Below are 18,534 nucleotides of genomic sequence, written 5' to 3'. Positions count from 1 at the left end.
TTATCGCGCCGTGCCGTTACGCGGTTTGTAGAAGAGAAAATCCCCGGTCTCGGTGGTCTTCACATACGCCCGTGCCCAGTCCGGTGATACGTGGCGATCGTGGAAATACAGCGCACCCTTGGTGCGGTCGTCCAGCTGGCGGTTGAGGGCCTTGCGGGCGATTTCCTTGGCCAGGGCGTAGCGCGTTTCTTCCTGCACCGAATCGGAACGCCCGTCACACCACCAGGAAAACTGGCAGTTGCCGGTTTCCTTGCCCTGCTTGACCACCCCGCACACGGTGTCTGGAAAACCCTCGTGGCCCAGGCGATTCATCACCACACTGGCCACCGCTTCCATGTCCGGCGCTTTGCCGCCCTTCGATTCCCAGTAGATACTGCGGGCCATGCAGGTAATTGCATCGTCTAGCGCAGCCTGTCCTGCCGGGTCTACGGCCTGTACTTCGGTCTGGGTGATGGCTTTGCTCTTGGGCGCCGGCGGCGCGTCGGGTTGCACGGCGGCTTTTTGTTCCAGCACCTGGGCTTTTTCTTCGGCCACCTGCGCCTTGGGCTCGGTGGCCAGTGCCAGGGGTGCCGAGAAGGCCAGGAAAAGGCAGGTTACAATCGTTGCAAGGCGCATACGGTGACCTTCGTCAGGTAAGGGGAGCAAAACTTCCCGTTACAGGGTCGACCGCGCGGCGCTCAAAACATTCCAGCTGTTCGACGACGGGCAACATCGCGCATGATGGCGGCGTCCGTTCAAGGGAGATCTGCATGCGCGTCCTGTCATCCGTTTTGCGTCTTGCCAGCCTGCCACTGGCACTGGCCGTGGCGACTGCTGTCCAGGCCAGCGAGCCGTCACAGCTGGTCGACTCGATCAACAGCTACCGCAGCCAGGCGCAGCGCTGCGGTGGGCAAGCGTCGCTGGAGCTGCCGCCGCTGGCGAGTGATCCGCGCCTGGTGCTGCCGGCCGGGGGCAGTGTGGATTTGCGCACGGCGCTGGCCCAGGCCAACTACCCGATGGTCAATGTCCAGGCCATCACCCTCAATGGCCCGCGCGATGCGCAGAGCGCCATGCAAGCGGTGCGCGAAAGCTTCTGCCAGGTAGTGCTCGACCCACAGTTCGTTGATATCGGCGTCAGTCAGCAAGACCGTGACTGGCGCATTGTCCTGGCACGGCCGCTGCTGGCCGGGCGCCTGGGGGACTGGCAGGCTGAAGGGCAAAAGTTGCTGGCAATGATCAATACCGCGCGAGGCCAGCAGCGTCAGTGCGGCACGCAAAACTTTGCTGCCGCCACGCCGCTGGCCTGGAACGCCACCCTGGCCAGCACCGCCGAGGCCCATACCCGGGCCATGGCCAACCAGAACTTTCTCGACCATGTCGATCGCGATGGCCGTACGCCGGGCGACCGCGCCGAGCTGGCAGGCTACGCGGGTCAGCTGACCGGCGAGAACATCGCCGCCGGGCAGGACACCCCGCGCAAAGTGGTCGATGGCTGGCTGGCCAGCCCCGGCCACTGCGCCAACCTGATGAACCCGCAGTTCAGTGAACTGGGCGCTGCCTACGCGGTTGATCCCAAGAGCGATGCCGGGATCTACTGGACGGCGATGTTCGGCGCGCCCTGAGGGCCGCAATCAGCCGTAGTGCAGGTCGGTGCGCTTGAGCAGCTGTTTGCAGCGCTCGGACAGGTGCACCACGCGCAGGTGCTTGCCGTTGTTGTGGTAGCGCTCTCGCAGGGTCTTGAGCGCTGCAATGGCCGAGTAGTCGACAAAGTTCAGGTGCTGGCAGTCGAGGGTCACTTCGGCCGGATCGTTGACCGGGTCGAACTGGTTGAGAAACGGCGTGGTCGAGGCGAAGAACAGCGTGCCGTGAACCCGGTACAACTTGCTGCCGTCCGATTGCAGATGGCTGTCGGCGTACAGCTCGCGGGCTTGTTGCCAGGCAAAGTTGATCGCGGCAATGACAATACCGCACAGCACCGCCGTGGCCAGGTCGGTCAGTACCGTAACCACGGTGACGGCGATGATCGCCAGCATGTCGTTCACCGGTACCTTGTGCAGCACGCGCAGCGAGGCCCAGGAAAACGTCTGCTGCGACACCACGAACATCACCCCGACCAGCGCGGCGAGGGGAATGCGCTCGATCAGCGGTGAGAGGAACAGCACGAACATCAGGATCATCACCCCGGCCACCACGCCGGACAGTCGACCACGGCCGCCCGAGCTGAGATTGATGGCGGTCTGGCCGATCATCGCGCAGCCGCCCATGCCGCCGAACAGGCCGGAGGTCATGTTGGCCACGCCCAGCGCCACGCACTCGCGGTTGGGGTAGCCGCGGCTTTCGGTGATTTCATCGGTGAGGTTGAGGGTCAGCAGGGTTTCCAGCAACCCCACCAGCGCCATCAGCATCGCGTAGGGTGCGATGATCTTGAGGGTTTCCAGGTTCCACGGGATGTCCGGCCAGGTCAGTACTGGCAGGCCACCGGCGATATGCGCCAGATCACCCAGGGTGTGGGTCGGCAGGTCGAGCAGGTAGACCCCGGCGCCCACCGCCAGGATCGCCACGAGCGCTGGCGGCACGCTGCGGGTCAGGCGTGGCAGCACATAGACGATTGCCATGGTCAGCGCCACCAGCCCCAGCATCAGGTACAGCGCCGGGCCGCTGAGCCAGGCGCCGTCGTGCTTGAAGTGTTCAAGCTGGGCTAGGGCAATGATGATCGCCAGGCCGTTGACGAAGCCGAGCATCACCGAATACGGCACCATGCGCACCAGCTTGCCCAGGCGCAGCACGCCAAAGGCAATCATGATCAGGCCGCCCAGCAGCACCGTGGCCAGCAGGTACTGCACGCCGTGCTGCACCACCAGGGCGACGATGACCACGGCCATGGAGCCGGCTGCGCCGGAAATCATCCCGGGGCGGCCGCCGAGCAGGGCAGTGAGGGTACAAATGATGAAAGCGCCGTAAAGCCCCATCAACGGATTGAGGTGCGCCACCAGTGCGAACGCAATGCACTCGGGCACCAGGGCGAAGGACGTGGTGAGTCCGGCCAGGATGTCGGCACGGATTGAAGTAGTTCTCATGGGGGAAAAGGCTGCCAGCGAAAAAGGGCTAGGATGCTACGGAAGTTCGCAGGCGCGGGCCAGTGTTCAAAGCGCGAGGAGCCAGTAAATACCGAGGCGCACCACGTATCCTTCGCGGGTAAACCCGCTCCCACAGGTACGGTGCCACCTGTGGGAGCGGGTTTACCCGCGAAAGGCCATGATGCAAGCAGTCGCTCTAACAATAATCAGGCCATTGCCGCCAGCATCAAGTCCAGGTTTTGCACCGCAGCGCCCGAAGCGCCTTTGCCCAGGTTGTCGAACACCGCTGTCAGCAACACCTGCCCGTGCACCTCGTTGGCGAACACCGCCAGGCGCAGATCGTTGCTGTCATTGACCGCCTGCGGGTCGAGCATCGGCGCTGCCTCGCCATGCACCAGAGGCGCCAGCTGGACATGGCGCGCGCCATGGTAATGCTCATGCAGGCACGCATGCAGGCGCGCTGCGCCGACGCCGGCCGGCAACAGGCGGGTCTGCAGGGCGATGGTCAAGGCGATGCCCTGGCGGTAGCTGCCATAGCTGGGCACAAACACCGGCCTGTGGGACAACCCGGCATGCTGCTGGATCTCCGGCACATGCTTATGGTCCAGGTTCAAGCCATACACCAGCACCCCTTGGGCCGCTTGCGCGTCGGGTGATTCGTGACGTTCGACGGCCGCACGGCCACCACCGGAATAGCCTGACACCGCATTGACAGTCAGTGGGTAGTCCGCCGGTACCAGGCCCGCGCTCACCAGCGGGCGCAGCAAGGCAATGGCGCCGGTAGGGTAGCAACCCGGATTGCTGACACGCTTGGCCTGCGCAATGCGCTCGGCCTGCTGCTCGTCAAGTTCCGGCAGGCCATACACCCAACCGGCCGCAGTACGGTGTGCCGAGCTGGCATCGATCACCCGTACTGCCGGGTTGATGATTGCCGCCACCGCCTGCTTCGCCGCGTCATCGGGCAGGCACAGGATGGCCACGTCGGCATTGTTGATCGCTTCGGCGCGGCGCTGGGGATCCTTGCGTTCGCTGTCGGGCAGGGTCAGCAGGCGCAAATCGCTGCGCCCGTGCAGGCGGGCATGGATCTGCAGGCCGGTGGTGCCTTGGTCGCCATCGATAAAGACAAGGGGCTGGTGCATGGTGTTCTCGAAGAATCAGGACAGGGAGCGCCTATGCTCGCGCTGATCTGGACGAAAGAAAATTTGAATATCATGATGATGACATTCATAAATTCTGAATCATGAGCATCCATGCGCGAAATCAGCCTTGACCGCTTGCGGACCCTGGTAGTGATTGCCGACCTCGGTTCGTTTGCCCAGGCCGCCCGTGCCCTCAACCTGGCACCGCCCACGGTCAGCCTGCACATTGCCGACCTCGAGGCGCGCATCGGCGCACCGTTGTTGTCGCGCAAGCGCGGGCAGGTCCATCCAACGGCCATTGGGGACACCCTGCTTGAGCGTGCCCGGCGCCTGCTGGCCGATGCCGAACAGGCGCTGGACGACGTGCAGCGTCAGGTCCAGGGGTTGAGTGGGCGGGTGCGGCTGGGCGCCTCTACCGGTGCGATTGCCCACTTGCTGCCACAGGCGCTGGACATTCTCGGCGTGCGTCACCCTGGTATCGATGTGCAAGTGCAGGTGCTGACTTCGCGCGAATCCCTGGCGCGGTTGCAAGATGGCACCCTGGACCTTGGCCTGGTGGCGCTGCCGCAGGCGGCGGTCAAGGGCGTGCACATCGAACCCTGGCGCCGCGACCCGATCATGGCCTTCATCCCGACCGGCTGGGCGCCGCCCGCGCAGATCACACCGGCCTGGCTGGCGGAGCGCGCGTTGATCCTCAATGACAGCAGCACCCAGTTGTCACGGGTGACCAATGACTGGTTCGCCAGCGCGGGCCTGCAACCGCAGGCGCGCATTCAGCTTAATTACAACGATGCGATCAAGAGCCTGGTGGCCGCAGGTTACGGTGCGACCTTGCTGCCCCATGAGGCCAGTGCCCCGGAACCCGACCAGCGCCTGTGCATGCGTCCGCTACGCCCGGGGTTGTGGCGCCATCTGGGGATCGCCAGCCGCCAGGGGCAGCTGGAGCAGAGCACTGCGTTCGTCTTGCAGGTGCTGATCGAGCTGGCAGCGCAGGACGCGCGCTAAACCAGGCGGATTTCGGTGCCTCGGCGCTGCCAGGCACGCTCACCCAGACGTTCCTGCACAAAGGCCTGGGCCTTGCGCTGCAACTGATCCAGATGGCGGTCGCGTTGCTTCTCGGCATCGACCATGGCCCGCTTGCCGTGTTGCTTGAGCAGGTAGGTATGGATCTGCTGCACTTCCAGGGTGCGGTAGATTGGCGCGACATCCAGCATCACCACGTAGCCTTCACTGGCATGCTCGTCGCTGTTCATCAGCACCTGCGGCCCGCGTGCGCCGCTGATGGTGAAACCCATGGCCTCGAACCAGGGCGCTTGCTTCACGGCACAGGCCAGTTCCACATGCGGGAAGCGTTCAGCCAGGTGCGCCAGCATCGCGCGGGCAATGCCGCGGCGCCGGTATTGATCGTTGACGGCCATGTAGGCAACGCTGCAGGCACCGGAATCGTCCTGCATCGGCAGGTACAGGAGAAAGCCGGTGACGACCTGAGGATCATCGGGAGCGGTAGCGATGATCAGTTCCACCTTCAGCTCACCGCTGCCACCCAGCGCCTCCAGGTAGCGGTGAACCTCGAAGCCGATGCCGTATTGGTAGAGGCTGTACAGCGGATTGCTCGGGGTAATGGCGATGGCGCTGATGTCGGTCAGGTAGTCGACCACCATTTGCAGGATCTGGCTCTTGATCGCCTCCTCGGGTGGGGCGACAACGTGGGTGAGGGCGGGCATCGGGGACAAACTCCAGGCAATAAAAGGCCGCTGACTTGGCTTGGCGGCCAAGTCTACAGGTGTTGCCCGGTTTTACCCCTGTTTCTTGATAATCGCGTCGGCAACGCTCGCCGGTGCTTCGGCGTACTTGGTGAACTCCATGGTGTAACTGGCGCGCCCCTGGGTCATGGAGCGCATCTGCGTGGAGTAGCCGAACATCTCGCCAAGCGGTACCTCGGCACGCACCACCTTGCCGGCCGGGCTGTCTTCGCCTTCCTGGATCAGCCCGCGACGCCGGCTGAGGTCGCCGAGAATATCACCCTGGTACTCCTCGGGCGTCACCACTTCGACTTTCATCACCGGCTCCAGCAACACGGCGCCACCTTTTTGCGCCAGCTGTTTGGTGGCCATCGAGGCGGCCACCTTGAAGGCCATCTCGTTGGAGTCGACGTCGTGATAGGACCCATCGAACACGGTGGCCTTCAGGCCGATCAGCGGATAACCGGCGAGTACACCGTTCTTCATCTGCTCTTCGATGCCTTTCTGGATCGCCGGGATGTACTCGCGCGGGACCACGCCGCCGACCACTTCGTTGACGAATTCCAGGCCTTCCTTGCCTTCCTCGCCCGGTTCGAAGCGAATCCAGCAGTGGCCGTACTGGCCACGGCCACCGGACTGGCGAACGAACTTGCCTTCGATTTCGCAGGTGTTGCGGATTTTTTCGCGATAGGCGACTTGTGGCTTGCCGATATTGGCCTCGACGCCGAACTCGCGCTTCATGCGGTCAACGATGATGTCCAGGTGCAGTTCGCCCATGCCCGAGATGATGGTTTGCGCCGTTTCTTCATCGGTGCGCACCCGGAACGAGGGGTCTTCCTGGGCCAACTTGCTCAGGGCAATGCCCATTTTTTCCTGGTCGGCCTTGGTCTTGGGCTCGACCGCCACCGAAATCACCGGGTCGGGGAAGTCCATGCGCTCAAGCACGATCGGTTTGTTGATGTCGCACAAGGTGTCGCCGGTGGTGACATCTTTCATGCCGATGAGTGCGGCAATGTCGCCGGCGCACACGGCCTTGATCTCGGCGCGCTGGTTGGCGTGCATCTGCACCATCCGCCCGACACGCTCCTTCTTGCCCTTGACCGAGTTGAGTACGGCATCACCGGAGTTGAGTACCCCGGAGTACACACGGGCAAAAGTCAGAGCACCGACAAAGGGGTCGGTGGCTATCTTGAAGGCCAGTGCGGAGAACGGTTCGTTGTCGTCGGCGTGGCGCTCCAGGTGCTTGTCTTCGTGGTCCGGGTCGGTGCCGTTGATGGCCGGGATTTCCGACGGGGCAGGCAAGTAGTCGATGACGGCGTCGAGCATCAGCGGCACGCCCTTGTTCTTGAACGACGAGCCGCAGATTGCCGGGACGATCTCGTTGGCCAGAGTGCGTTTGCGCAGGCCGGCCTTGATTTGTTCGTTGCTCAACTCCTCGCCGTTGAGGTAAAGCTCCATGAACTCGTCATTGGCTTCGGCGGCGGCTTCGATCATGTGCGCGCGCCACTCATTGGCCAGATCCAGCATGTCTGCCGGGATCTCTTCTTCGCGGTAGGTGGTGCCCTGGTCATCTTCGTTCCAGTAGATGGCCTTCATCTTCACCAGGTCGATCTGGCCTTTGAAATGCTCCTCGGCGCCAATCGCCAGCTGGATCGGCACCGGGTGGTGGCCCAGGCGCTTGTCGATCTGTTTGACCACACGCAGAAAGTCGGCACCCTGGCGGTCCATCTTGTTGACGTAGGCCATGCGCGGCACATGGTACTTGTTGGCCTGGCGCCAGACGGTTTCCGACTGCGGCTCCACGCCATCAGCGCCACTGAACACCACCACCGCGCCGTCCAGAACCCGCAGCGATCGCTCTACCTCAATGGTGAAGTCAACGTGGCCGGGGGTGTCGATGATGTTGAAACGGTACTTGGTCGGGAACTGCTTGGTCGAGCCTTGCCAGAACGCGGTGGTCGCCGCCGAGGTGATGGTGATCCCGCGCTCCTGCTCCTGGGCCATCCAGTCCATGGTCGCGGCGCCGTCGTGCACCTCGCCCATCTTGTGGTTGACCCCGGTGTAGAACAGGATGCGTTCGGTGGTGGTGGTCTTGCCGGCGTCAACATGGGCGACAATACCAATGTTGCGGTACAGCTCGATGGGGGTGGTGCGCGCCATGATGGGTCACCTGTATGAGGGCTTGATACGAAAAAGAGGGTACTCCCAAGGTAGCAGAAGTGTGCCGGTCTGCACGGTGCTGCATGGCTGAACCAGGATCATCCATGCGCTGAGCAACCATCGGTTGTAAAGCCGCCGTCGCTTGACGCTTAATCGTTCTATCCGCTTGCCGATGGAGTATTCCGATGCCGTTGCAACAGCCTGTAGCCACCTGGTGCCAGACACATCCGCTGATCGCCGACCTGGTCGCCCTGCGTCCTACCCAGTGGTTCAACCCGCAACTCGCCGCCAGCACCCTGGCCCTCGGTGATGTGCCGCTCGGCAGGCAGGATGTGCGTGATGCCAGCGAGCGGTTGCAGCGCTTTGCCCCCTTCATACGGTCGGCCTTTGCCGAAACCGAGGCCAGCGCCGGCATCATCGAGTCGCCTTTGTTGCCATTGCCGGCCCTGCAGGCGCTCTTGAGTGCCGAGCAGTCCTTGCCCGAAGGGGGCGCCTTGTGGCTCAAGGCAGACAACCTGCTGCCGATTTCCGGCTCGATCAAGGCCCGTGGCGGCATCTACGAGGTGCTCAAGCATGCCGAAGACCTGGCCCTGGCGGGTGGTTTGCTGCAGCCCGGTGATGATTACGCCAAGCTCGACAGCGAGGCGGCGCGGGCTTTTTTTGGCCAGTACAGCATTGCTGTCGGCTCGACCGGCAACCTCGGGCTTTCCATTGGCATCATCAGTGCTCGCCTGGGCTTCAAGGCCACCGTGCACATGTCGGCCGATGCCCGGCAGTGGAAAAAAGACCGCTTGCGTGCCCACGGCGTAGAGGTGCGCGAGTACAGTGCCGATTACAGCGTGGCGGTAGAGCAGGGGCGTCGGGAGGCAGAGTCTGATCCACGCTGCCATTTCGTCGACGACGAAAACTCGCGCAACCTGTTCCTGGGCTACGCCGTGGCCGCCGAGCGCCTGCAGCGCCAGTTTGTCGAGCAGGGCATCGTGGTGGACGCCGAACACCCCCTGTTTGTCTACCTGCCTTGCGGTGTGGGTGGTGGCCCTGGCGGCGTGGCGTTTGGCCTGAAGCTGGTATTTGGCGATGCCGTGCACTGTCTGTTCGCCGAACCGACCCATTCGCCGTGCATGTTGCTCGGCGTGTACACCGGGCTGCACGATGAGGTTTCGGTGTATGACTTCGGCATCGACAACCAGACTGCTGCCGACGGCCTGGCAGTGGGACGGCCATCGGGTTTCGTCGGGCGCGCCATGCAACGCCTGATCGACGGTTACTACACTGTCGATGATGCCACCCTGTACCGCTTGCTGAGCCAGATGCAGGCCAGCGAAGGCTATGAACTGGAGCCTTCGGCGCTGGCGGGTGTCCCAGGCATGGCACGAGTGCTGACGGAAACCCAGGGCTATCGCCGGCGCCTGGGGCTGGATAACGCGCGTATGGCGCGGGCCACCCATCTGGTCTGGGGTACTGGAGGCAGCATGGTGCCGCGCAGTGAAATGGATGCCTACCTGGCCAAAGGCCGCGCCGTGCTGGCCGGGCAATAACCATGCTCAACCTGCCGCCACGCCTTGGCGCCCGCCTGACCGGGGCGCAGTTCGCCAACCTGCACACCTTCTCCGTGGCCGCGCGGCATTTGAGCTTTACCCTGGCGGCCGAAGAACTGTGCCTGACCCCGAGCGCCGTCAGCCATCGCATTGCCCGTCTGGAGCAGGCGCTGGAGCTACGGCTGTTCGAGCGCCTGACCCGGCAGATACGCCTGACCGCTGAGGGCGAACGGCTGTACCGTCTGGTGCAGGGGTTGGTCGAGGACCTGGAAGACGCCCTGCAACCGGATTCGACGTCCACTGTCAGCGGTGCTTTGACCCTCTACGCTCGCCCATCGATCACCCAATGCTGGCTGGTGCCTCGGTTGGCGGACTTTCAGCAGCGCTATCCGCAGATCAGCCTGGATATCCGCACGGGCAATGAGGCGGTGGATTTTCGCGCGCGGCATATCGACCTGGCACTGTTATACGGCGAGGGCGATTTTCCTGGTCTTGCCAGCCAGCTCCTGATGGCGGAGCAGGTCGCGCCGGTGTGCAGTCGGCAGTACGCCGAGCGCCATGGCCTGATCGGTGCGCCAGAACGTTTGCAACAGTGCACCTTGTTGCATGATGCCCTGGCCTGGGAACATGCCGCTTTCGACGCCGAGTGGCAGCGCTGGGCGCGTCTGCAGGGGTGGCAGGCGTACTTGCCGGGCGGCGGGATGACTTTTGACCGGGCCGACTTGTGCGCGCTTGCCGCGAGCAATCACGTCGGTGTGGCCATGGGGCGCCGGCATCTTGTGCAGCCGCTGATTGATCAAGGCTTACTGATCTTGCCGTTGGGGGATTTCCAGGCGTCAACCGGGCAGGGCTATTACCTGGTGCATCCGCGCCGTGAGCCGCTGCCGATGCGGGTCAGGGTGATGATCGAGTGGTTGCGTGAGTGTGCAGGTTAATCAGCTACGAGCGCGTTAGCGGCCCCCGGATTTCCACTGTCGGTACGCCTCAGGCATACACACCGCACACGGTCGATACCCCGCACCACGTGCCGCGTCTGCATCGAGAAAGAACACCCGGTGCTTCACATAGCCACCCCGGGCAATCGCCCGCAATGCCCCCGGACAAGTCAGCTGCCCATAGATCTTGCTACGCCGATGCCCGCCAAACAGCCCGGGCTGGTCGCTCAGGTATTCGATGCCATCAGCGCCCAACAGGCGCCAGGGACCGTTGCTCATGCGCCCACCTGGCGCTCGTGATCCAGCAACCAGCGTTTGCGCTCGATGCCACCGCCATAGCCGGTCAGCGCGCCTGCACTGCCGATAACCCGGTGGCAGGGGATGGCCAGGCTCACCGGGTTCAGGGCATTGGCCAGCCCCACCGCGCGCGCGCAATTTGGGTTGCCGAGCATGGCAGCGATCTGCCCGTAGGTGCGGGTGGTGCCCAGCGGGATCTGGCGCAGTGCTGCCCAGACCCGCTGTTGGAATGCCGTGCCACCCGCATCCACCGGCACCTCGTCGAGGGCATGCAGCTCACCGGCGAAATAGGCTCGAATCGGGGCATTGAGCGGTGTTGGGTGCTCGGTTTCACGTAGCGTGAGCGCAGCGCCAAAACGCCCGTGCAGCAACCGCAACAGGCGTTTTTCCGGTTCGTCGAACTCCACCCCGATCAAGTGGCAGCCATCGCTGACGATCAGGACCTGGCCGATGGGCGCAGGCAGTACGATGCGCTCCAGCAGAAGCTCTCGGGCGGGCATGCGTCAATCCTCAGGGCAGGGCGTTAGCCATGCACTGTAAGCATTGGCAGCGGCCGCGTCATCCTGATGCTTGCGTTCGAACTCAGAACCAGCGGTCGTTGCGTTTGCGCCCGCGGGTCAGGGCCGGCAGGATCAGGCCAGCCAGCAGGCCGGCGCCGGCAATGCCGCCACCGTAGACCATGTAACGCATCAGTACCTGTTTGTTCTCATCACCCAGGCGGGCCTGTGTGCTGCGCAGTTCGGACTGGGTATCGCTCAGTTCGGCATTGAGCGCCTTGTTGCGTGCTTCCAGTTCGTCGATCAGGGCTTTGCGCGAATCCAGTGTCTCCTGCATGCCCTGCACGCGGGTTTTCCAGCTGTCGTCGATGGTTTTCAACTTGTCGCCCAGCTCGCTGACTTGCTCTGTCAATTGCGGCAGGCGTTCGGCCTGCCCGGGTACGGCCTGCAGGTCGCTGGTGGTGATCCAGACGATATCGCCGGACTCACCGCGCACCTGGCTGTAGTTGCCCTGGGTGTCGAGCAGGGTGACCTTCTGCCCGGACTTGAGGTTGCCAACGATTCGGTGGCCATTGGTGGGGCCACTGCGTACGTAGGTGGTCAGGCTGTCGCTGACCCAGCGCTCGTTGCTGGCCGTTTCTTCGGCCTGCACCGAGCCGCTCAAGGCAATCAGGGCACCGATCAGGCCAATGGCAAGTCTGTTGCGCGGGCGCAGGGAGGAAGGAAAAACGGGGGCAAGCGCCGCAGGAACAGGACGAGAAATAGGCATGATGGTCTTCGCGTGAAGTAAAAATAAGGGCCCGATGACTGGGCCGGTGAACACGGGCGTGCACGCAAGCCGCCAGCTGAAAGACCATATTTCTGCAGGTGGGTTCACTGAAGGGTGTAGGAAAATGGCAGCAAATGTTGCGGGCACACGCGGTGCCCGCATTCAGGGGAGGAAGGAAATCAGGTCACAACGCGGTAGCAGGGGACGTACTCGGCGCCGCCTGGCAGCTTCATCCGGTGCTGGGCCACGAAGGCTTGCAACAGCTCGCCCAGCGGGTGCAGCACGGCAGTATCGCCATGAATTTCGTAAGGGCCTTTCTCTTCGATCAGGCGGATACCCTTGTCCTTGACGTTGCCGGCGACAATGCCGGAGAACGCCCGACGCAAGTTGGCGGCCAGTTCGTGGGCCGGCAGTTCACGGCGCAATTGCAATCCGGCCATGTTTTCGTGGGTCGGATCGAAGGGGCGCTGGAAGCTTTCCTCGATTTTCAGCAACCAGTTGAAGTGGAACGCATCATTGCGTTCACGGCGGAACTGTTTGACGCCCTTGAGGCCTTCGACCATTTGTCGGGCAACCTCGGCCGGGTTGTCGATGATGATCTGGTAGTGGCGCTGGGCCTCGTCACCGAGGGTGGCCAGCACGAAGGCATGCAGCTGCTGCAGGTAGGGTTCGGCGCTTTTCGGCCCGGTGAGAATGACCGGGAACGGCAGGTCGCGGTTGTCCGGGTGCATGAGGATCCCGAGCAGGTACAGGAACTCTTCGGCCGTACCGGCGCCGCCCGGGAAGATGATGATGCCGTGGCCGACACGCACGAAGGCTTCCAGACGTTTTTCGATATCCGGCAGGATCACCAGCTCGTTGACGATCGGGTTTGGCGCTTCGGCGGCGATGATGCCGGGTTCGGTCAGACCCAGGTAGCGGTTGCTGGTCATGCGCTGTTTGGCATGGGCAATGGTGGCGCCCTTCATCGGGCCTTTCATCACGCCCGGGCCACAGCCGGTGCAGATGTCCAGTTTGCGCAGGCCCAGCTCATGGCCGACCTTCTTGGTGTACTGGTACTCCTCGGTGCTGATCGAGTGACCGCCCCAGCACACCACCATTTTCGGTTCTACGCCCGGGCGCAGGGTGCGGGCGTTGCGCAGCAGGTGGAAGACGTAATCGGTGATGCCCTGGGAGCTTTCCAGGTCGATACGCTGGCTGGCCAGCTCGCTTTCGGTGTAGACGATGTCGCGCAGGGCGCTGAAGAGCATTTCGCGGGTGCTGGCGATCATCTCGCCATCGACGAAGGCATCGGCCGGAGCATTGAGCAGCTCCAGGCGTACGCCGCGGTCTTGCTGGTGGATACGCACCTCGAAGTCCTTGTAGGCCTCGAGGATGGTTTTGGCGTTGTCGACATGGGCGCCGGTGTTGAGGATGGCCAGGGCGCATTGGCGGAACAAGGTGTACAGGCTGCCGGAACCGGCTTCACTCAGTTGCTGTACTTCACGTTGAGACAGTGTTTCCAGGCTGCCTTTTGGGCTGACAGATGCATTGATAACTTCACGTTGGGGCATTCTGGGTTTCCTGTGAGCGGGTAAACGTCCATCTTCTGTGCTCCACCATACCGACTCCTGCACTGAGCGCAATGCCCTCGATGCGGGTGCGATACGTGGCAAAGCAAGCGAACAACCGCAATACTGCGGGCGCTGTTCAGAGTCTAGTGTGCCAGAGGAGGTTGGTCGTCTCTGGTTGCAACGGTCAGGTCAAGCTGCGTCACAGGAGTGGAACATGCTGAGAGTGCTGGGCAAGGCGTCATCGATCAACGTGCGTAAAGTGTTGTGGACCTGCGCGGAGTTGCAGGTGCCCTTCGAACGTGAAGACTGGGGCTCGGGATTTCAGTCGACCACCAGCGAAGCGTTCCTCGCGCTTAACCCGAACGCCATGGTGCCGGTCATTGAGGACGGCGACTTTGTGCTCTGGGAGTCCAACAGCATCATTCGTTACCTGGCCTCGAGTTATGGCGGCGAGGCCCTGTATCCGTCGGCGCCCAGGTTGCGGGCACGGGTCGATCAGTGGATGGACTGGCAAGCCACTGATCTGAACGGGGCGTGGAGCTATGTGTTCATGTCACTGGTGCGTCAGTCACCGGCGCATCAGGACCCGCAGGCCCTGGCAGCGGCCTGCCGCAACTGGACGCGCAACATGACGATTCTTGAGGGGCAGTTGCAGCGCACCGGCGCTTACGTCAGTGGCGAGTACTTCTCTCTCGCCGACATTGCCATCGGCCTGTCGGTCAATCGCTGGTTCCAGACGCCACTGGAGCATGCGCCGCTGCCTGCAGTGGAGGCGTACTACCAGCGATTGACCGAGCGTTCAGGCTATCGCCTGCATGGACGCAACGGCACGCCATGAGAGGCTTAGCGGTCCAGCGCGGAAATAATCGCATGGGCCGCTTTTACCCGCTCGGCATTGGGGTAGTTCCTGTTCGCCAGCAGCACGATGGCGATGCGCTTTGACGGTACGAACACGGCGTAGGCGCCAAAGCCGTTGGTTGAGCCGGTCTTGTTCAGCAGGGTGTTGTCCTGCAGCGGCTGGGCCGGTTTCAACCAGCTGACGCGGTGCGGCTCCAGCGCCATCGCGTTGGAGTTCCCGGCCAGCAGCTGATCCAGGCTTACCGGGTAGCGGTACAGTTCCCAGCCCAGGCCCTGGGTCATATCGCCGACGCGGTAGTAGCCGGTCTGGGTGGTGGCAATGGCGCGCTGCAGGGCCGGGCTGAGGCCTTGTGGCTGCATGTTCGCCTCGAGATAGCGCAGCAAATCGGCGGCGGTGGTTTTCAGGCCATAGGCTTCGGCATCCAGCGGCCCCGGGCCGACCCGCACGCCGCGGTCCTGCTTGTCGTAGCCTTGGGCGTAGTGGCCCATCTGTGTGGCGGGCACATGAACAAAGGTGTGCTGCAAGCCCAGTTGCGGTAGCAACTGCGTTTGCATCAACTGCGCAAACGAACCGCCCATGCTTCTCGACGCCAGGTAGCCGAACAGGCCCAGGCTCGGATTGGAGTACAACCGTTGCGTGCCGGGGGCATAGTCGGCTTTCCAGTGACGGTAGTAGTCGAGCAGGCTGGGCTGGTCCTTGACCGCGTCGGGGAACTGCAGGGGCAGCCCGCCGGCACTGTAGGTGCCGAGGTTGAGCAGGGTGATGCCGTCGAACGCGGTACCTTTGAGTTCCGGCCAGTGCTTGCTCGCCGGATCACTGAGCGAAAGCGTGCCGTTGGCCTGGGCGAAGGCAGCGAAGGTGGCGGTGAAGGTCTTGCTCAACGAACCGATCTCGAACAGGGTATCGGCGGTTACCGGCTGGCCGGTCTGTTTCGATGCCAACCCGTAGTTGAAATAGTACGGCTTGCCGTTGACCGAGAGTGCCACGGCCATGCCGGGGATTGCCTGTTGCTGCATCAGCGGCGGGAGGGTGGCGTTGACGATGGTCTCGACCTGGGCATCGCTGACCGCAGCCGCATGGCTCTGGTTGATAGCGAACAGCAGTGCGACCACGGCGAGCATCCTTGCCCGGGGCCTGGTGGTGAGGCGTGTCATTTGGCGGTTTCCTTTGGATTACGGGGTGGTTGCTCTGTTTCACTTCGACTGCGAAAGAACGCACCGGGTGGCAAGCCGAACTGTTTGCCGAACGCGGCGATGAACGCCGAAAGCGAATCGTAGCCGCAGGCCAGGGCCACATCTGTCACCCGCTCACCACGTTCCAGTGCCGGCAGCGCACTCAGCAAACGCATGCGTTGACGCCAGAGCCGGAAGCTCAGCCCGGTCTCGCGTTGAAACAGCCGGCTCAGGGTCTTTTCCGACACACCGGCCTGTGCCGCCCAGTCGACCAGGCTGGTGGCCGCGTCGGGTTCGGCCTGCAGGTGGCTGCACAGGGCGCGCAGATGGCTGTTCTGCGGCAGCGGCAGCATCAGTTGCTGTTCCTCAGCCAGGGCCAGTTGATCCAGCAGCACCTGCACCAGGCGGCCGTCGGCACCGTGGACGTCGTAGTGCACCGGCAATTCGCTGAAGGTGCGGATCAGCTCACGCACCAGCGGCGAGATTGTGATGACCCGGCACTGTGCGGCCGCCCAATCGGCAGGGGCGTGTTGCAGGTAGAGGCTGCGCAGGCAGGTGTTGGCGGGGCAGCTGACCCGGTGCTGCAGCTGTGCTGGTACCCACACCGCGCGCTGCGGTGGCACCAGGTAGAAACCGTGGTCGGTGTGCACCTGCAGGATGCCGTCGATCGCATACGACAACTGCCCCCAGGCGTGGGCATGGCGGTAGCCCAGGACAATATTGGGCAGCGTCTGGACATGGCCGTACACTGGCCGCGGCAACCCGGTCAGGTGTTCGAGCGCTTGTGGCTCGGGCAGGGTGGAATGTCCGTTCGGCGACACTGGCAGGGTTCTGGCGTTAGCAGCTAGGGGGCAAAGACCTTATCGTCTGCCGCGCCACAATAACAAGTCAGGAAACATCATGAAGTACCTGCGGATGCTGTTCGACAATTTCACCCTGGCCCTGCTCGGGGTGATTTTCATTGCTACCGTGTTGCCCTGCAAGGGCAGCGGTGCGGTGGTATTCGGCTGGCTCACCAACCTTGCCATCGGCCTGCTGTTTTTCCTCCACGGCGCCAAGCTGTCACGCGAAGCGGTCGCTGCCGGCGCCGGGCACTGGCGCTTGCACCTGCTGGTGTTCGCTTGCACCTTTGTGATGTTTCCGCTGCTGGGCATTGCGTTCAAACCGCTGTTCCTGCCGTTGGTGGGCAACGAGCTGTACCTGGGCGTGCTGTATCTGTGCGCCTTGCCGGCAACCGTGCAATCGGCCATCGCCTTTACCTCCCTGGCCCGCGGCAACGTCCCGGCGGCCATCTGCAGCGCGGCGGCGTCGAGCCTGTTGGGTATCGTGCTGACACCGTTGCTGGTGGTGCTGCTGATGGGCGTGGAGGGCGACACCGGCTCCAGCCTCGATGCCGTGCTGAAAATCGTTATGCAATTGCTGGTGCCCTTCGTGGCCGGGCAGTTGGCGCGGCGCTGGATCGGCAGTTGGGTGGCCCGCAATGCACGCTGGCTGAAAAGCGTCGACCAGGGCTCGATCCTGCTGGTGGTCTACACCGCGTTCAGCGATGCCGTGGTCAGCGGCCTGTGGCATTCGGTGCCGGTGTCGCGGCTGGCTGGGCTGGTGGTGGTCTGTTGCCTGTTGTTGGCCGTGGTGCTCTGGTGCACGGCCACCTTGGGCCGCCGGTTGGGCTTCAACCTGCAAGACCGCATCACGCTGCTGTTCGCCGGCTCGAAAAAGAGCATGGCCACCGGCGTGCCGATGGCACAGGTGCTGTTTGTCGGTGGTGGCATTGGGGCGATGATCCTGCCCTTGATGATCTTCCACCAGATCCAGTTGATGGTGTGCGCGGTACTGGCCCAGCGCTACGCGGCACGGGTCGACGAGCCGGTACTCACAGCAGAACACCCTTGACCGGTTGCAGCGGTGCCGGCGCGGCTTCGTCGCTCAGCTCGCGCACGGCAATTTCAAGGTTGCGGCACATCGCGTCCAGGGCCAGGTCATTGGGCTGGGTGTCGAACGGGTCGGCAATCTGGTCGCCGAGCGCGTCCAGGCCAAAAAAGGTGTAGGCCAGCACGCACACGGCAAAGGGCGTGAACCAGCCAATGCTGTCGACCAGGCAGAATGGCAGCAGAAAGCAGTACACGTGGACAATCCGGTGCAGCATCAGAATGTACGGGTAGGGGATGGGCGTGTTCTTGATACGCTCGCATCCGCCCAGCACGTAGGACAGTCGACTGAGTTGCTGGTCCAGGTTGGCTTGCACCACTTCACCGCCGCCGGCTTCACGCGCCTGGGCCATGAAGCGTTGGCCGAGGAGGCCGAGCAAGCGGCTGGCCGGGGCGCTGCTGCTGTCCAGCTGCTGGCGGGTCGGGCTGTCGAGCAGGCGTTGCTGGTCGGCGCTGGGGGGCGTGCCGCGCAACTGGTCGCGCAACACATAGGCAAAGCCGATCAACGGGTCGAACAGGGCACGGCGCCGGGTTGCGTCCAGGTCCGGCAGCAGGCTCAGGGTCTGGCGGGTCAGGTTGCGGCTGACGATCAACAGCTCGCCCCACAACGTGCGAGCCTCCCAGAAGCGCTGATAGGCCACGGTATTGCGAAAGCCGAGGAAGATGGCCAGGGTCAGGCCCCAGAGCGTGAATGGCGTTGCGGTGAGGATCACTTTGTATTCGAACAGGGTGCCGTGGGTGGCAACCACGGCCGAACTGATCAATACGGTGTACAGCACCTTGCGCCAGATCACCGGGATGATCGAGCCCCTGAGCGAAAACAGCAGAACGCGGATTGAGGGCTTTTGAGGCTGGATGATCATCAAGGCAAACCTTGTACAGAGGCGTG

Annotated in this window: 18 protein-coding genes; 6 read left to right on the top strand and 12 right to left on the bottom strand. The window is 63.2% G+C overall.

Features of this window, described 5'->3' with window-relative positions:
* Positions 1-615 carry a cell wall hydrolase gene (locus DM813_RS12255; protein ID WP_128323659.1) on the bottom strand — a complete coding sequence of 205 codons (615 nt, stop codon included), beginning with the start codon at positions 613-615 and terminating at the stop codon, positions 1-3.
* Between the two features lie 134 nt (positions 616-749).
* Between DM813_RS12255 and DM813_RS12250 the strand changes: the two genes are divergently transcribed.
* A complete protein-coding gene (locus tag DM813_RS12250) occupies positions 750-1,601 on the top strand; it encodes a CAP domain-containing protein (RefSeq protein WP_128323658.1) in 852 nt (283 codons plus the stop codon).
* Positions 1,602-1,610: 9 nt separating this feature from the next.
* On the opposite strand, the gene DM813_RS12245 is transcribed toward DM813_RS12250, so the two are convergent.
* Both DM813_RS12245 and argC read right to left on the bottom strand, forming a co-directional pair.
* Positions 1,611-3,056 carry a SulP family inorganic anion transporter gene (locus DM813_RS12245; protein ID WP_128323657.1) on the bottom strand — a complete coding sequence of 482 codons (1,446 nt, stop codon included), beginning with the start codon at positions 3,054-3,056 and terminating at the stop codon, positions 1,611-1,613.
* Between the two features lie 206 nt (positions 3,057-3,262).
* Positions 3,263-4,195, bottom strand: coding sequence for an N-acetyl-gamma-glutamyl-phosphate reductase (gene argC / locus DM813_RS12240; protein ID WP_128323656.1), 933 nt, complete (start codon positions 4,193-4,195; stop codon positions 3,263-3,265).
* A gap of 111 nt (positions 4,196-4,306) precedes the next feature.
* Here argC and DM813_RS12235 point away from each other — a divergent pair, with 111 nt between their 5' ends.
* Positions 4,307-5,200, top strand: a complete 894-nt coding sequence (locus DM813_RS12235; protein WP_128323655.1) for a LysR family transcriptional regulator — start codon at positions 4,307-4,309, stop codon at positions 5,198-5,200.
* On the opposite strand, the gene DM813_RS12230 is transcribed toward DM813_RS12235, so the two are convergent.
* Entirely contained in the window at positions 5,197-5,919 is a 723-nt protein-coding gene (locus DM813_RS12230) for a GNAT family N-acetyltransferase (protein WP_128323654.1), read from the bottom strand. The genes DM813_RS12235 and DM813_RS12230 overlap by 4 nt on opposite strands.
* 72 nt (positions 5,920-5,991) lie before the next feature.
* A complete protein-coding gene (fusA, locus tag DM813_RS12225) occupies positions 5,992-8,097 on the bottom strand; it encodes an elongation factor G (RefSeq protein ID WP_128323653.1) in 2,106 nt (701 codons plus the stop codon).
* A 185-nt stretch (positions 8,098-8,282) separates the two neighbouring features.
* Here fusA and dsdA point away from each other — a divergent pair, with 185 nt between their 5' ends.
* Positions 8,283-9,635, top strand: coding sequence for a D-serine ammonia-lyase (dsdA, locus tag DM813_RS12220; protein WP_128323652.1), 1,353 nt, complete (start codon positions 8,283-8,285; stop codon positions 9,633-9,635).
* A gap of 2 nt (positions 9,636-9,637) precedes the next feature.
* Positions 9,638-10,570: a DNA-binding transcriptional regulator DsdC gene (dsdC, locus tag DM813_RS12215; protein WP_128323651.1), complete on the top strand. Its 933-nt coding sequence runs from the start codon at positions 9,638-9,640 to the stop codon at positions 10,568-10,570.
* 15 nt (positions 10,571-10,585) lie between these two features.
* Here the strand turns inward: dsdC and DM813_RS12210 are convergent, their stop codons facing one another.
* The 4 genes from DM813_RS12210 to ppnN form a co-directional block, all read right to left on the bottom strand.
* Positions 10,586-10,849 (bottom strand): Ada metal-binding domain-containing protein, encoded by a 264-nt coding sequence (locus DM813_RS12210; protein WP_128323650.1) that lies wholly within the window; start codon positions 10,847-10,849, stop codon positions 10,586-10,588.
* The gene (locus tag DM813_RS28785) at positions 10,846-11,367 is read right to left on the bottom strand and encodes a methylated-DNA--[protein]-cysteine S-methyltransferase (RefSeq protein WP_128323649.1); all 522 of its coding nucleotides are present in this window, start codon (positions 11,365-11,367) and stop codon (positions 10,846-10,848) included. The genes DM813_RS12210 and DM813_RS28785 overlap by 4 nt, the downstream gene beginning before the upstream one ends.
* An 82-nt stretch (positions 11,368-11,449) precedes the next feature.
* Complete coding sequence (locus tag DM813_RS12200) at positions 11,450-12,133, bottom strand: TIGR04211 family SH3 domain-containing protein (protein WP_128323648.1); 684 nt, start codon at positions 12,131-12,133, stop codon at positions 11,450-11,452.
* A 179-nt stretch (positions 12,134-12,312) separates the two neighbouring features.
* The gene (gene ppnN / locus DM813_RS12195) at positions 12,313-13,686 is read right to left on the bottom strand and encodes a nucleotide 5'-monophosphate nucleosidase PpnN (RefSeq protein ID WP_128323647.1); all 1,374 of its coding nucleotides are present in this window, start codon (positions 13,684-13,686) and stop codon (positions 12,313-12,315) included.
* Between the two features lie 214 nt (positions 13,687-13,900).
* Here ppnN and DM813_RS12190 point away from each other — a divergent pair, with 214 nt between their 5' ends.
* Positions 13,901-14,524, top strand: a complete 624-nt coding sequence (locus tag DM813_RS12190) for a glutathione S-transferase family protein (RefSeq protein ID WP_128323646.1) — start codon at positions 13,901-13,903, stop codon at positions 14,522-14,524.
* A gap of 5 nt (positions 14,525-14,529) precedes the next feature.
* On the opposite strand, the gene ampC is transcribed toward DM813_RS12190, so the two are convergent.
* Together ampC and DM813_RS12180 are read right to left on the bottom strand one after the other, a co-directional pair.
* On the bottom strand, positions 14,530-15,699 hold the full coding sequence (gene ampC / locus DM813_RS12185; RefSeq protein ID WP_128323645.1) for a class C beta-lactamase: 1,170 nt from the start codon (positions 15,697-15,699) through the stop codon (positions 14,530-14,532).
* Positions 15,696-16,538, bottom strand: a complete 843-nt coding sequence (locus DM813_RS12180; RefSeq protein WP_128323644.1) for an AraC family transcriptional regulator — start codon at positions 16,536-16,538, stop codon at positions 15,696-15,698. Before DM813_RS12180 ends, ampC begins: the two co-directional genes overlap by 4 nt.
* 79 nt (positions 16,539-16,617) lie before the next feature.
* On the opposite strand from DM813_RS12180, the gene DM813_RS12175 reads away from it, so the two are divergent.
* The gene (locus tag DM813_RS12175) at positions 16,618-17,610 is read left to right on the top strand and encodes a bile acid:sodium symporter family protein (protein ID WP_128323643.1); all 993 of its coding nucleotides are present in this window, start codon (positions 16,618-16,620) and stop codon (positions 17,608-17,610) included.
* Here DM813_RS12175 and DM813_RS12170 read toward each other — a convergent pair.
* Positions 17,591-18,508: a bestrophin family protein gene (locus DM813_RS12170; RefSeq protein ID WP_128323642.1), complete on the bottom strand. Its 918-nt coding sequence runs from the start codon at positions 18,506-18,508 to the stop codon at positions 17,591-17,593. The genes DM813_RS12175 and DM813_RS12170 overlap by 20 nt on opposite strands.
* Between the last annotated feature and the right edge of the window lie 26 nt (positions 18,509-18,534).

Source organism: Pseudomonas alkylphenolica, from assembly GCF_004025535.1.
Taxonomy (GTDB): Bacteria; Pseudomonadota; Gammaproteobacteria; order Pseudomonadales; family Pseudomonadaceae; genus Aquipseudomonas; species Aquipseudomonas alkylphenolica_A.
This window is presented reverse-complemented; position numbering and strand designations above follow the sequence as displayed.